The sequence below is a fragment of the Vibrio splendidus genome (assembly GCF_024347615.1).
Taxonomy (GTDB): Bacteria; Pseudomonadota; Gammaproteobacteria; order Enterobacterales; family Vibrionaceae; genus Vibrio; species Vibrio splendidus.
In genome coordinates this window covers 668,145-682,270 of sequence record NZ_AP025508.1, presented here as the reverse complement: position 1 = coordinate 682,270, position 14,126 = coordinate 668,145, and the positions used below count along the sequence as shown (strand labels likewise).

Genomic DNA, 14,126 nt, shown 5'->3' with positions numbered 1-14,126 from the left:
AGCCTTAGATCGACAGTTTCTTAACGCGTTTGCCGCCATACATCAGGTTCACGATACAACGTGTTCCGACAATAGCTGTAAACATTGAAGTTAAGATACCGATAGACAGCGTTACCGCGAAGCCTTTAATTGCACCTGTACCTACAGCAAATAGAATGATTGCTGTTAGTAGTGTGGTGATATTGGCATCGGCGATGGTGCTAAATGCGTTCGCATAACCTTGGTGAATCGCTTGTTGTGGACTGCGTCCATCTCGAAGTTCTTCACGTATACGCTCAAAGATAAGTACGTTGGCATCGACCGCCATACCAACCGTCAATACGATACCGGCAATACCTGGCAGAGTCATAGTAGCCCCCGGGATCATCGACATCACACCGATAATCAACACCAAGTTAGCCATCAGAGCAACGTTCGCAATCAAACCGAAAGTACGGTAGTAAAGCAGAGTAAACAACATTACTGCAGCCATACCCCAAACCATCGCCATGATACCCATATCGATGTTTTGTTGACCCATAGATGGACCAATCGTACGTTCTTCTACAATCGAGATAGGTGCAATCAATGCACCAGCACGTAGTAAAAGTGCCAAGTTATGAGCTTCAGCCGTTGAGTCGATACCCGTAATACGGAAGTTACGACCTAGCGCAGATTGAATCGTCGCTTGGTTGATCACTTCTTCGTGCTTACTTAAGATCACTCGACCTTCTGGTGTTTTACGACCGCTGTCTTTGTACTCTGCAAATACCGTAGCCATAAGCTTACCGATATTCTGACGAGAGAATGTAGACATCTTGCTACCACCTTCGCTATCTAGCGAGATGTTAACTTGTGGGCGACCATATTCATCAACACTTGAGCTTGCATCAGTAATACTTGAACCGCCTAGAATAACGCGCTTCTTAAGTACCACAGGGCGACCATCACGGTCTTGCTTGATTTCGCTACCCGCAGGGGCACGACCAGAAGCGGCAGCGGCTAAGTCAGCACTACTATCAACTTCACGGAACTCAAGTGTCGCCGTTGCACCAAGAATTTCTTTAGCGCGCGCCGTGTCTTGAACACCAGGCAATTCCACTACGATACGGCTAGCACCTTGACGTTGAACCAAAGGCTCAGCAACACCAAGTTCGTTAACACGGTTACGTAGAATGGTAATGTTTTGCTCTACTGCGTAGTTACGGATTTCTTGAAGACGAGCGTCTGTAAAACGAGCAACCAAAGAGAAACGACCATTAGATTCTGAATCTACGAACGTCATATCTTGGTGCTTAGATTGCAGTAGCGATTTCGCTTCAGCAAGCTGCTCTTCGTTACGTAGAATCACTTCAACTGCATCTTTACCCGATGGGCGAATAGCACGGTAACGAATTTTTTCTTCACGAAGTTCACTACGGAAGGCTTCTTCTTGTTGGCCAACTAGCTTTTGCATCGCAGCATCCATATCCACTTCCATTAAGAAGTGAACACCACCACGTAGATCAAGACCCAGTTTCATTGGTGCAGCACCAATAGATTCAAGCCAATCAGGAGTTGAAGCCGCAAGGTTTAAAGCAACGATAACATCATCACCTAGTGCTTCTGTGATGATATCACGGGCACTAATTTGCGTATCTGTATCGTTAAAGCGAACAAGAATGGAACCGTTTTCTAGAGCAACGGATTTAGTAGAAAGGTTCTCTGCTTCCAGAGCATTGGTGACAGCATCCAGCGTAGACAGATCTACAGAGGCGCCACGCGCCCCTGTAACTTGAACTGCCGGATCTTCACCGTATATATTCGGAAGTGCGTACAACGCGGCGATAGCGATGGCAAACACCACCATCAAATACTTCCATAACGGATAACGGTTTAGCACAGCGAGGATCCTCTAGCTGTTTATAGTGATTTCAGAGTACCTTTTGGTAGCACTGCTGTAACGAAGTCTTTCTTGATAACAACTTCGTTGTTTGCGTTCAGTTCGATAGCAACGTAGTCGCTGTCTTCTGCAATCTTAGTAATCTTACCGATTAGACCGCCGCTTGTTAGAACTTCATCGCCTTTGCCCATAGAAGACATAAGGCTCTTATGCTCTTTTACGCGCTTAGCTTGTGGACGGTAGATCATGAAGTAGAAGATCACAGCGAACATACCTAGCATGATAAGCATTTCGAAACCGCCGCCTGCTGGTGCACCTTCTACTGCTGCGTGAGCTTGAGAAATAAACATTAAAAACATCCTCTATTATATTTTGGTAATTGTTTGTCTAATTGGGTTGTATCCCTTTATTTTCAAGCCCCATATCTAGGAATAGAGATGGGGCTCGCAAAAAGAAATACTAAGATTCTTTACCTAACGGTGGCACTTCACGCCCCATTCTTGCGTAGAACTCAGCAACGAACTCTTCAAAACGGTCTTCATCAATAGATTGACGAATGTCTGACATAATTCGTTGGTAGAAACGCAGGTTATGAATCGTGTTCAGTCGAGCACCTAGGATTTCGTTACAACGATCCAAATGATGCAAGTACGACTTGCTGTAGTTCTTACAAGTGTAACAGTCACAATCTGAATCTAGTGGTGTTGTATCCGTTTTATGCTTCGCATTACGGATCTTGATCACACCTTCAGTGACAAACAGGTGGCCATTACGTGCATTTCGCGTTGGCATTACACAGTCAAACATGTCGATACCGCGACGAACACCTTCAACCAAGTCTTCAGGTTTGCCTACGCCCATTAGGTAACGTGGCTTATCTTCCGGCAGTTGAGGACATGTGTGCTCAAGAATACGGTGCATGTCTTCTTTTGGTTCGCCTACTGCTAGGCCGCCAACAGCGTAACCGTCAAAACCAATTTCTGTTAAGCCTTTAACGGATACGTCACGAAGGTCTTCGTATACGCCACCTTGAACGATACCGAATAGTGAGTTCGGGTTTTCTTGCTTGTCAAAGTGATTGCGTGAACGCTGAGCCCAACGAAGAGACATCTCCATCGAGTCTTTAGCTTCTTTATGCGTTGCAGGATAAGGCGTACATTCGTCAAAGATCATTACGATGTCTGAGCCTAGATCTTTTTGGATTTCCATCGACTTTTCAGCGTCCATGAAGATCTTGTCACCGTTTACAGGGTTACGGAAGTGAACACCCTCTTCAGTGATTTTACGCGTCGCACCTAAGCTGAATACTTGGAAACCGCCTGAATCAGTCAGGATAGGTCCTTTCCAGTTCATGAAATCGTGCAAGTCACCGTGCAGTTTCATGATTTCTTGACCAGGGCGTAACCATAAGTGGAACGTATTACCTAGCAAGATTTCAGCACCTGTGTCTTTCACTTCTTCAGGTGTCATGCCTTTAACCGTACCGTAAGTACCTACAGGCATGAATGCTGGTGTTTCAACGGTACCACGTTCAAACTGAAGTTGACCACGACGTGCGCCGCTGTTTGTTTTTTTAAGTTCGTATTTTAATTTCACGAAGCCTCCAATATGCCAGAGAAACAATCTGACTGATAATTCAGAACCTTAAGCTAAACATAAGTTCAATCTAGCGAGTTCTATGAGGAGCGGTCGCGTATTCCTTGCGAGAGATTAGACAGACACCCTGCCCGACTCCTAGCTTACTGCTAGCACCCGTAAATTCTGCTTATATCGTTTATAACCAGCTAAAATTAGCTCGTTTTCTTATTGATGAACATCGCATCACCGTAGCTGAAGAAACGGTATTCGCTCTTCACTGCGTGATCGTATGCGCCCATCACATTGTCATAACCGGCAAATGCACTCACCAACATGATCAATGTTGATTCTGGTAAGTGGAAATTGGTAATCAAGCAATCCACCAACTGGTATTCATAACCAGGGAAGATGAAGATTTCTGTGTCACCAAAGAAAGGAACTAACTCAGTGCCATTTTTCAATGCATCTTGAGCCGCACTTTCTAGTGAACGCACAGAGGTTGTACCGACAGCGAGAATGCGTCCGCCGCGAGCTTTTGCTGCTGCAACGGCATCAACCACTTCTTGCGGTACTTCAACGTACTCTGCATGCATGTGGTGATCGTTGATATTATCTACTTTTACTGGCTGGAACGTGCCTGCACCAACGTGAAGCGTCACGTAAGCAAACTCAACCCCTTTTTCTTTCATGCCAGCCATTAGCTTGTCATCAAAGTGAAGGCCTGCTGTTGGCGCTGCAACCGCACCCGGCTTTTCATTATAGACAGTCTGGTAGCGCTCTTTATCTGCATCTTCATCAGGACGATCGATGTAAGGAGGCAGTGGCATGTGACCAACGCTGTTAAGAATCTCTAGAACGCTTTGATCGGATGTGAAATGGATTTCAAACAACGCATCGTGACGCGCCACCATTTCAGCTTCATACTCATCGTTCTCACCAAGGAACAACTTGGTGCCCGGCTTAGGTGATTTAGAACAACGAACATGCGCAAGAATGCTTTTCTCATCGAGCATACGCTCCACTAGCACTTCAAGCTTACCGCCTGAGGCCTTGCGACCGAATACACGAGCAGGAATCACGCGAGTGTTATTAAAAACAACAAGATCGCCTGGCTCAACCAAGTCTAAAACGTCTTTAAACGAACCATCAGCTAGGTTACCGCTGTTGCCATCTAATTTAAGCAGGCGGCTTGCTGTGCGCTCCTCTTGAGGGTAGCGAGCAATGAGTTCATCTGGTAGGTCAAAGTGAAAATCTGAAACTTGCATGTTTGTAGTCTTGTCTTAGTTGATGAGATTTGTGCTGTTGACGAATAATAAATCATGGTTGCAGATCAATCGTTACGGTAAGTCAATCGTTACCAGAAACACATCACAAACACGACTAAAAATTTCGCAGTGGGCTAGTATAGGCACACGAGCCGCAATAGCAAGGTTTACAACACTGGATTATTGTAAAGAGGCGTAAAATAATGCTACTGATTCACCACCTCAAACTAAAGAATTAGTTGCATAAAACTCACCCAAGAATGCGTCAGATCTCAGTTATTTTTTGGATAAAAAACTATAGTAATAGCAACAAATAAAAAAGAAGGAGGTTCGTATGATCAAGGTTGAAGATATGATGACTCGCAACCCTCATACCCTATTGCGCTCACACTCACTGGCCGATGCTAAGCACATGATGGAAGCGCTTGATATCCGCCATATTCCGGTCGTTGATTCCGACAGGCAACTACTTGGCGTCGTCACACAGCGAGACGTTCTAGCCGCTCAAGAATCCAGCCTACAAAACATCCCACAAGCTCAATCTTTTACTCTTGCTACTCCCCTCAACGACATCATGCACAAAAGTGTTATGTCAGTAGAGCCGCGTGCTGGATTAAAAGAATCGGCTATCTATATGCAGAAGCACAAAGTGGGCTGTTTACCTGTCGTAGAAAATCACGAACTAGTAGGCATTATTACAGACAGCGACTTTGTCACGATAGCGATTAACTTATTAGAGCTACAGGAAGAAGTCGAGCCAGAAGAAGCGGAAGTAGAGTGATATGACAATAAGAAGAGCCTCATAAAACTATGAGGCTCAAAATAAGGTTATTTCTGTTGTTATAAAGGACCAGATTCGCCGCTGCAGATTGAGGCACGTCGAGCCTTCAGGCTATGTTGTACTATCACTTGGATATCATCAATCGCTTCAGTTTCAACAATATCCCCATATTCGTCACCTAACTGAAGAGACAATCTCCACCCTGAAGCTGCAACACTTCTTTCTTTAAATGAATAAGTTGGGTTAAGTAACTCTTTAGTATCATAGTAGTCAGTCATGATATTAGCCGCCATGTTCTGCTTAAAACTGCTTTTAGATACAACACTGCCATTAGAAATATCCGCAAAACGTGTTGAATAGGAAATCAAATCACCTTTAAGCCCTTGAGCATCATCCATTAACATCCCTGGACTACGGCTACGCATGTAGTTGTTACCACCATAAGTAAGAAGTGCGCGAGTTGCAGATTCACCCGATATGTCATAATTGATTGCAAGGTTAATCGAAATCCCGTCAATTTTATCTGAGTAATTACCAGCGACTTCTAAACACATCACATCATCTTCGTTGCCAAGTATCGGTCCATGAAAAAGGTTCGTTTTAGGAAAGTTTTTCACGGTACTGAACTCTACAGTTAACCATTCATCGAAGCCAAAGTTACGAGAAAGCAGCTTTAACTTTGCGTTAAACGCTTCATCTGCAGTCAACATATCTCCGCTACCATCGGGAGCAGGATAGTAAATGGTTTTCCCACCATGATTATCGATGTAACCGAAAATATGTTCCTTTAGGGAAATAACATCAGTCACTTTCTGGCCGAATGGCGTATACCTCTTATCGTCAAAACGCTTTAATGCGTCTAAGTAAACGGTTGATTGCTGAGTATCTTGGAGCTTAAACACAAAGTTTTTATCAAAACCCTCAACACGATCATAAAACGACTCTTGCCATTTATATTCAAGTGCTTGTACAGAATAAAAAAGCCATTCTTGAAGGTTAGAGAACTGTGATTCAGCTCTAGACGTTTCAACGGTCAACGTACTGAAATTCAGCGGATTAGCATAAGAACGCTCAGACCTAAGGTGTTCATTTTGGTCTATTTGAGCAACCAAACGCTGAGCTTCTACACTAAAGGTTACTAACCTACCAGCATCGTCAACTAAATTAGAAAGCGACTTGGCCATATCAGCTTTAGCAGTTTCTAGCTCTAACGTTAGTTCCTTAATCTTACCTTCTGTAAAGACATCTAGTGGAGCTGCTCGTAAACCTTTGACCCTTGAACGCTCAAGCAAAGCCAACTTCTGAATATATAATTCCGCGTCATGGGAGCTTCCCTTAAAAGCGTCTTGTAAGCTTTCAATAGCAGAAAATGTTGATGACAAGTCGGTGGAACCGATATCATTCAAAAAGCGGTCTAGTATATCGAGAGATCGCTTAACTTCTTCGGAAGACAGTACTGAATTCATTTCGAAAGTCGATTTTCGACTTTCATCAATTAAGCTTTTGAAAGGAATATCATTAAGACCCAGTTTAACCGTAATCTTATCGATCGTATTGTTAACTTGCTGTTCTTGCTCAATACGCTCAATTTCTATCGATATATTTTTTAATACCTCACGATGAACTCTATAGGCTCGTTCACCTTCGGTCTTTGCTGCTTGAACGCTTTTCAACTGGTAGCCGATTAAACTGCCTTTACGTTGACTCTCGGTCTGATCTTTACAAGGACTAACAACCGAGTTGACTGAACAGCCGAGTAAAGTAAACAACCTTGCCTTTAATCGGCCATTTTCTTGAGTAAAGTTTCGTGTAAATGAATCCAATTGGTAGTGGTAATCAACACGTTCTTTTTGAGCTTTATTCAATGAATACTCTAATGAGTGTGACAGCCCACTTAACACTTTTTCCAAAGACTCGAATGAGCTATTTTCAACATTTTCTTGTGAGTTGTAATCAGGCATCAACACGACAAAGTCATCAGGTAATCCCAAATAGTTCCCATCACCTTTGAGCCAATTTATTACCGATTTCAATTCGGCCGTGTTGCCTTTAAATTTACCTAGCTCAGAGGACAACATTATATGAGAGTAGGACTCAGCACCTAACAAACTGCTTAGCTGCCTCTCTTTTGACGAAACAAGATCAATAAGTGATCTAGCTTCATCTACAAGCTTAGACTTTTGCTCTTCAGGGCTAGCCGATACTGCCTTTAATTTACTGAGGTGTAATTGTTGGGCTAATAATTCATTCATTAACTGATACGCTAATAAAGCATCTTTATAACCCACAATTAAACTGCCACCTTGATATACAGGTACTGACTTGCCATCGCCATTTAAATATCGAGCACTTTGTACATTACGAGATGACTGCTCACTAGCAAATTCTTGAGGGTGATTTTCGATTAACTTCCAATAATCATCAAAAGCACGTAAAAGAATATCGAAAGATTGTTGGCGGTGTTGTTCTATTGTCGAGATACTCGCTTGCTCAATCCATTGTATTCTGGCCTCATCAACTGAACGATTGGCAAGAATAAATTCAGCGGTAGCGCGGTCATAATAGGCATCAAAAAGCACCGTTTTTAAAACATCCAAATCTGAAGGTTTTATAACAAGGCTTTCAATGGTTTCAATTGCACCGTCTGCTTGGCGCTTTTCTTTATTTCCCCACAAAGAATCGAAACGAGTTCCTTCTCTACCTTCAGATATTGCGACAATAATTTCGCCACTTTTTGGGTCGAGAGTGTACATACGCTCCAAGTAACGAAAAGTAGTCAAACTCCTTGCTTCAGAGCTATTCGCATATTGGGGGTACAGCGCAGCCAAAGTCTCATCGATTACAGTTTCATAATCACTTTGAGATAACTGAATTAACGTTTCTTTACTTATATTTTCTGTAGCACTAGCCGCACCCGACAATAATATTAAGGGTATAAGAAGCCCTACCAAACTGTGTTTAGTATCATTCATAATTTTTCTTTTGATTTTTATTTTTGATTAATGAGTAAATAGCACCAAAACTGTTTACCCCGACCTAGTTATTCGACGCTACCCTCTTCTATTTACATTAGTCCCTCGAATTTCTACCACTACAACAAGAATTAAAAATATTGCTCTGATACTTACGTTAGCAACGTAAAAACCATTGGTGGTAGAAATAGAAGACAACCATTAATAAAATCAGTCACTAACATCATAGAAAGTGGAAAATACACAATTTCTAGGCGTTAGCATAATGAGGGTGATACGAATAACCAGGTTAACTATCCATATAAAAAATGTGACATCAATATTTATAAATTCAATTTATCATTAACCTAGCACTGCTCACGTTTACTAATCATTGGAGTGATAAAAAAGATAATAAAATTGACTTTAAACCAATAAAAATATCAATATTTATTAATAGTTTGGTTGGTTGGTTTAATAAAAAAACGGCTTAAATAGCCGCTCAAAAGTAAGAATTAATACGTTGTTGTAAGGTGACAAACTTTAAAGCAGCTCAGACACCACATCCGCTAACTGGTGAAAGGTTTCGAGACGCGACGAACTTGGTCGCCACACCAGACCAATGTCTCGGTATGCCTGTTGGCCTGGAGGATCGATCACCACTAGGTTTTGATTTTCCAGCAAGCCGTGATCGATAGCCATCTGCGGAATAAAGGTGGTTCCTAAACCATTGGCCACCATTTGCACCAATGTGTGAAGGCTCGTCGCTGTAAACGGGTTTATCTTCTCTTTATCCGTTAACTTACAAGCTGATACCGCGTGCTCGGTTAAGCAGTGCTCGTTCTCCAGCAAAAATACAGACTCATCTGGCAAGTCATCGTATTTAATCGGAACACGAATGCCATCTGCTTGATTACGACTGATCACCATTCTGAACGGGTCTTGCCCGACAACTTTACTCTCCATGTTGTCGATATCGACAGGCAGAGCCAGAATCAACACATCTAACTCACCATGACGTAATGCAGCCAATAAGTTAGTCGTCGTGTCTTCACGTAACAGTAAGTTCAACTGAGGAAAACGATGATTGGCTTCTTGAACCAAATCACACAACAGGAACGGCGCTATTGTAGGAATACACCCTACTCGTAGCTGCCCTTGCATCGCATCCCCGTTACATAAATTTCCTAGCTCAACCAGATCTTGTCCTTTCGCCAATAGCTCTCGACCGTGCTTAACCACCAGCTCACCCGCTTGAGTGAAAACCAATGGGCTCTTTTTATCTTTCTTCTCATAAAGAGGACAACCAATCAGCTCTTCGAGGTTTTGAATGCCTTTACTTAGCGTAGATTGACTGACGAAACAGCGATCCGCAGCGTCGCTAAAGTGACGGGTTTCGTGAAGGGTAACAAGATAATGAAGCTGCTTAAGACTTGGCCATTTATTCATGAAATTACTTTGTAATATGAGTAGGATAAGTTACGTAAAGGTCTATAGACCTAAGGACTGGGCAAAGATTAAGCTCATCGCTTTTTTCGATTAACTTAATCTATTTAATTCGCTTTTTTCTATAGTACCGATTGTACTATAGTTTGTCCCGTAGAAACGGAGCCCAAACAAAGATGTGTTGGGCCAACTAATTTTTTAGGAGATTCCAAATGGTACTAGTAGGTCGTCAAGCCCCTGACTTTACTGCAGCAGCTGTTCTAGGTAACGGTGAGATCGTTGATAACTTCAACTTCGCAGAATTCACTAAAGGTAAGAAAGCTGTAGTTTTCTTCTACCCACTAGACTTCACTTTCGTTTGTCCTTCAGAGCTAATCGCTTTCGACAACCGTCTAGAAGATTTCCAAGCTAAAGGCGTTGAAGTAATCGGTGTTTCAATCGATTCTCAATTCTCTCACAACGCATGGCGTAACACTGCTATCGCTGATGGCGGTATCGGTCAAGTTAAGTACCCTCTAATTGCTGATGTTAAGCACGAGATCTGCAAAGCATACGATGTTGAGCACCCAGAAGCAGGCGTTGCTTTCCGTGGTTCTTTCCTAATCGACGCTGACGGCCTTGTACGTCACCAAGTAGTTAACGATCTTCCACTAGGTCGTAACATCGACGAAATGCTACGCATGGTAGACGCACTAAACTTCCACGAGAAGAACGGTGAAGTTTGTCCTGCACAATGGGAAGAAGGCAAAGCAGGTATGGACGCATCACCAACAGGTGTTGCTGCGTTCCTATCTGAGCACGCTGACGACCTAAGCAAGTAATTACCTCTTAAGCCTGAACTCAACTCAGGTTAATGGTTGGAAGACTCTCTATAAAGAGACATAAAGCATAAGCTAATAGCGCAAAGCGCACCGCCAATCAGTTAAGAAGTAAAGTCCTATTAAAAGCCCGAAGTTAACGCTTCGGGCTTTTTTCATATCTATTCGACGGCCTTTCATTTCCCCAAAGCTCCCTCTGCAACATTTAATAGAGGTAATTACAAAAACAAACTTTACCCCTATTTTCCTCTGCGACCACCTATTCATATCCGTATCTAGATTGTTATGATTTCGTCCGTATCTTTTTGAACGGATAAACATGATGAACACCGAAATTGAAGTCTGTATCGATAACTTAGAATCTCTACATAACGCACTATCTGGTGGCGCGAATCGAATTGAGCTTTGCTCTTCATTGGCACTTGGCGGGTTAACTCCAAGCTTGGGAATGATGAAGCAAGCCGCAAAAATTTCGTCTGTTCCTGTCTACGCGATGATACGACCAAGACAAGGCGACTTCATTTTCGATGATGACGATATGCTCTGTATGCTTGAAGATATTGAAGCTTGTGCAAGTTCTGGGTTGGATGGAGTCGTACTTGGTGTGTTAGCGTCGAACGGAAGTATTGATATGCCAAAAATGCAGCAACTGGCTGACAAAGCGCACTCATTGAAGCTTGGAATTACGTTCCATAGAGCCATTGATCAAAGTTCTGATTACCAAACAGCATTAGAACAGGTCATCACACTTGGATGTGAAAGAATCCTGACATCAGGGCTCGCTGTTAATGTTGAGCAAGGCATCAATGTGCTCGCAGATATGGTCAAACAAGCCGATGGCAGAATCGATATCATGGCTGGCGCTGGCGTCAATGCAACGAATGCTAAGATGATTCAAAGTACCACCCAAGTACCTGCACTTCACCTTTCAGGTAAATCGACAAGACCGAGTCTAATGGAAAGCAACTCAAGCGCTCAAATGGGCAGTGATGATATTGATGATTATCAGATACCAGTAACTGATGCTAGCAAGATATCCAGTGTGAGAGCCGCTCTCATCGCTTAGGGCAATAGTCGCTAACACAAATCCAGAGAACCTCGCTGACTAATCTAACTGACTGACGTATATTAGATTTAATAGCGCAGAAAATTTTCATGGATAGATATGGCTAAAGACTTATTCAGCTCTCTTGATTTAAACCTGTTACGAACATTTCTGATTGTTTATCAAGAAAAAAACACTAGAAAGGCTGCGGAGCGTTTATTCGTTTCTCAGCCAGCGGTTAGCCAAGCCCTGCAAAAGCTAAGACACCACTTCAACGATGACCTTTTCGTTAAAGTTCATGGAGGTCTGCAGCCTACCGCTTTCTCAGAACAACTCACCAATGAAATAAAGCCGTTCATGGACGGTCTATCTGTCGCGATCAATGCATCAAACACTTTTGATCCAAAAGAGATCGATTACACACTCAAAATAGCGCTATCACCTATCGTGCTATCTTGTTTATCTGGTTCTTTATTTAAAATGATAAGAGAGCAAGCACCGAATGCGAATCTAGAATTAGTCTCTTGGACCAATGCTTCTGTTTCTGACATTCAGAAAGGTGAGGTGTTGATGGGGGTCAGTTACCTTGGTAGCAAAACGAGTAAAGAAGTTTATACGAAAAAGTTAATTGAACTAACAGGGCGTATTTTTGTAAGAAAAGACCACCCTTTAAAGCAAGAAATCGTTACACCTTATGATGTGGCAGGCTACGATATCGCTTCACTAGTCACACCCGGTTGGAACGACAACCATAGTTTGGCATCGGATATCCTAACTGATCTCTCCGTTGAACATAGTGTTGGTTTCCGTAGTGAGCTAATTATGGCGGTCATTGATGTCATTCAACACACAGATATGTACATGCCACACTCGAATCTTTTCCTCGTTGATAATTACCCAACCCTACGCGGAATCGATGTTGTGATAGATGGCGAGCCTCCCAAAACTCCTGTTTACTGCCATTTACATATTAAAAACAGAAACTCCCCTATTACCAATTGGCTATTTGAGTTAATACAAAAAGCACTATCAACTCAGGTTAATAAGTAATGCTTATTATAGAGATACGAATATCTACTTAGCCTAAAAATAAAACACTGCTTAATATTAGCCCTATCAAAACGGATACTGAACTACGAAGGATCGTGCAGTTAAGTTAACCCTAAATAGAGACTAATATGAAAATTGCACTTACTACCCTAATTTCAGCTTCACTACTTTCTGTTCCAGTTCTTGCAAACAACTTTGACAGCCAACACCGTGTGGGTATCGGTTACAACCAAACTCAGGTAGACGACTGGCTAACCGATGACACAGTTGATTGGGGTAACGGTATCAAACTTGAATATGGTTATGAATTTAACCGTATCGTAGGTATCAATGTTTCTTACGCAACGAATAGTGACGACGAAAACGTTGAAGGTATAAAAGCCGAGATCGATGGTTACAAATTCCAAGTTGATGCTGATATCGGTTATAAATTTGAATTAGATGGCTTCTCTTTGAAACCTTATGGTGTTCTGGGCCTAGCTCGTCAAAGTGAAGATAATTCAATTAGCATCCTAGACAAAAAGTGGACTGAATCATACAACGATACCAGCTTCGTTGTTGGCCTAGGTGGTCGAGCTGAATTCGGACTACACCTATACACTGACATGCGCTTTGAATTCGCGAGCTACGATGACGTAGATTACGAAACATTCTCATGGACTGTCGGTTACCGCTTCTAATAGATTGAAAAAGCCAGTGTCTAAACTGGTTTTTTTTGCGATCAGTCAATTGCTGGGTTTTAACACCTCATCAAAGTTGACTCACTTTTGAACAATTCTCAAATCAAAATTCATTGCAGCCACGGACGGCTAATTGCTTTAGGTATTTTTATGAAGATAAAAACTTCCCTGCTTTTACTTTCTGTCCTCTCCACTTCCGTTTCAGCAAGTGCTCTTCATTTATCCCCAGAATTAAAGATTGGCTCTTATCATGGCTTTGGAGTACAGGCGGGTATTACTGATGTGGCCAGTTTAGGTGCCGTTTACCTAAGCTACTCTCATATTTGGTATGGCAGCGATCGATATGATGAAACGGTTGATGCGTATCGAGTTGGTATCCAGAACATGTTTGGAAGAAACCAAAACCACGGCTTTCAGGCTGAAATTGGTGTGGCAAGCTATGACGGCACAAAAACGCGCTCAGGCGAAGTTGAAGAGAAGACAACACATGGTTTAAGCCTAGGCGGTGCCTACGTGTACCAAGCGACACCAATGCTTGGACTACGTGCAGGTGTTGATATGAATATCTTTGATCACAATAAAACCTTTGTGCCTTACGACACGACGGTCAATATCAATCTTGGTGCCATTATTAGCTTTTAAAGGCTCGAC

The 14,126-nt window shown here is 42.5% G+C and carries 12 protein-coding genes; 6 read left to right on the top strand and 6 right to left on the bottom strand.

From position 1 onward, the window contains the following. Positions 1-4: 4 nt before the first annotated feature. From secD to queA, 4 genes are all read right to left on the bottom strand, one after another. Positions 5-1,861 carry a protein translocase subunit SecD gene (secD, locus tag OCU90_RS03000; RefSeq protein ID WP_004735088.1) on the bottom strand — a complete coding sequence of 619 codons (1,857 nt, stop codon included), beginning with the start codon at positions 1,859-1,861 and terminating at the stop codon, positions 5-7. 20 nt (positions 1,862-1,881) lie between these two features. Further along, a complete protein-coding gene (gene yajC / locus OCU90_RS02995; RefSeq protein WP_004735087.1) occupies positions 1,882-2,211 on the bottom strand; it encodes a preprotein translocase subunit YajC in 330 nt (109 codons plus the stop codon). 109 nt (positions 2,212-2,320) lie between these two features. Continuing rightward, the gene (gene tgt / locus OCU90_RS02990; protein ID WP_061023916.1) at positions 2,321-3,457 is read right to left on the bottom strand and encodes a tRNA guanosine(34) transglycosylase Tgt; all 1,137 of its coding nucleotides are present in this window, start codon (positions 3,455-3,457) and stop codon (positions 2,321-2,323) included. A gap of 194 nt (positions 3,458-3,651) precedes the next feature. Then, entirely contained in the window at positions 3,652-4,704 is a 1,053-nt protein-coding gene (gene queA / locus OCU90_RS02985; RefSeq protein WP_017084403.1) for a tRNA preQ1(34) S-adenosylmethionine ribosyltransferase-isomerase QueA, read from the bottom strand. A 334-nt stretch (positions 4,705-5,038) separates the two neighbouring features. On the opposite strand from queA, the gene OCU90_RS02980 reads away from it, so the two are divergent. Then, positions 5,039-5,485, top strand: coding sequence for a CBS domain-containing protein (locus tag OCU90_RS02980; protein ID WP_017062524.1), 447 nt, complete (start codon positions 5,039-5,041; stop codon positions 5,483-5,485). 59 nt (positions 5,486-5,544) lie between these two features. On the opposite strand, the gene OCU90_RS02975 is transcribed toward OCU90_RS02980, so the two are convergent. Next, complete coding sequence (locus tag OCU90_RS02975) at positions 5,545-8,457, bottom strand: hypothetical protein (protein ID WP_061023914.1); 2,913 nt, start codon at positions 8,455-8,457, stop codon at positions 5,545-5,547. Positions 8,458-8,979: 522 nt separating this feature from the next. Further along, positions 8,980-9,885: a hydrogen peroxide-inducible genes activator gene (locus OCU90_RS02970; protein ID WP_004735078.1), complete on the bottom strand. Its 906-nt coding sequence runs from the start codon at positions 9,883-9,885 to the stop codon at positions 8,980-8,982. Positions 9,886-10,094: 209 nt separating this feature from the next. On the opposite strand from OCU90_RS02970, the gene OCU90_RS02965 reads away from it, so the two are divergent. From OCU90_RS02965 to OCU90_RS02945, 5 genes are all read left to right on the top strand, one after another. Then, positions 10,095-10,703: a peroxiredoxin C gene (locus OCU90_RS02965; protein ID WP_004735077.1), complete on the top strand. Its 609-nt coding sequence runs from the start codon at positions 10,095-10,097 to the stop codon at positions 10,701-10,703. A 319-nt stretch (positions 10,704-11,022) separates the two neighbouring features. Further along, positions 11,023-11,766 carry a copper homeostasis protein CutC gene (locus OCU90_RS02960; RefSeq protein ID WP_061023912.1) on the top strand — a complete coding sequence of 248 codons (744 nt, stop codon included), beginning with the start codon at positions 11,023-11,025 and terminating at the stop codon, positions 11,764-11,766. Between the two features lie 99 nt (positions 11,767-11,865). Next, positions 11,866-12,795: a LysR family transcriptional regulator gene (locus OCU90_RS02955; RefSeq protein ID WP_061023910.1), complete on the top strand. Its 930-nt coding sequence runs from the start codon at positions 11,866-11,868 to the stop codon at positions 12,793-12,795. 128 nt (positions 12,796-12,923) lie between these two features. Continuing rightward, on the top strand, positions 12,924-13,475 hold the full coding sequence (locus OCU90_RS02950) for a porin family protein (RefSeq protein WP_061023908.1): 552 nt from the start codon (positions 12,924-12,926) through the stop codon (positions 13,473-13,475). Between the two features lie 150 nt (positions 13,476-13,625). Then, positions 13,626-14,117: a hypothetical protein gene (locus tag OCU90_RS02945; protein ID WP_061023906.1), complete on the top strand. Its 492-nt coding sequence runs from the start codon at positions 13,626-13,628 to the stop codon at positions 14,115-14,117. The last annotated feature ends 9 nt before the right edge of the window (positions 14,118-14,126 follow it).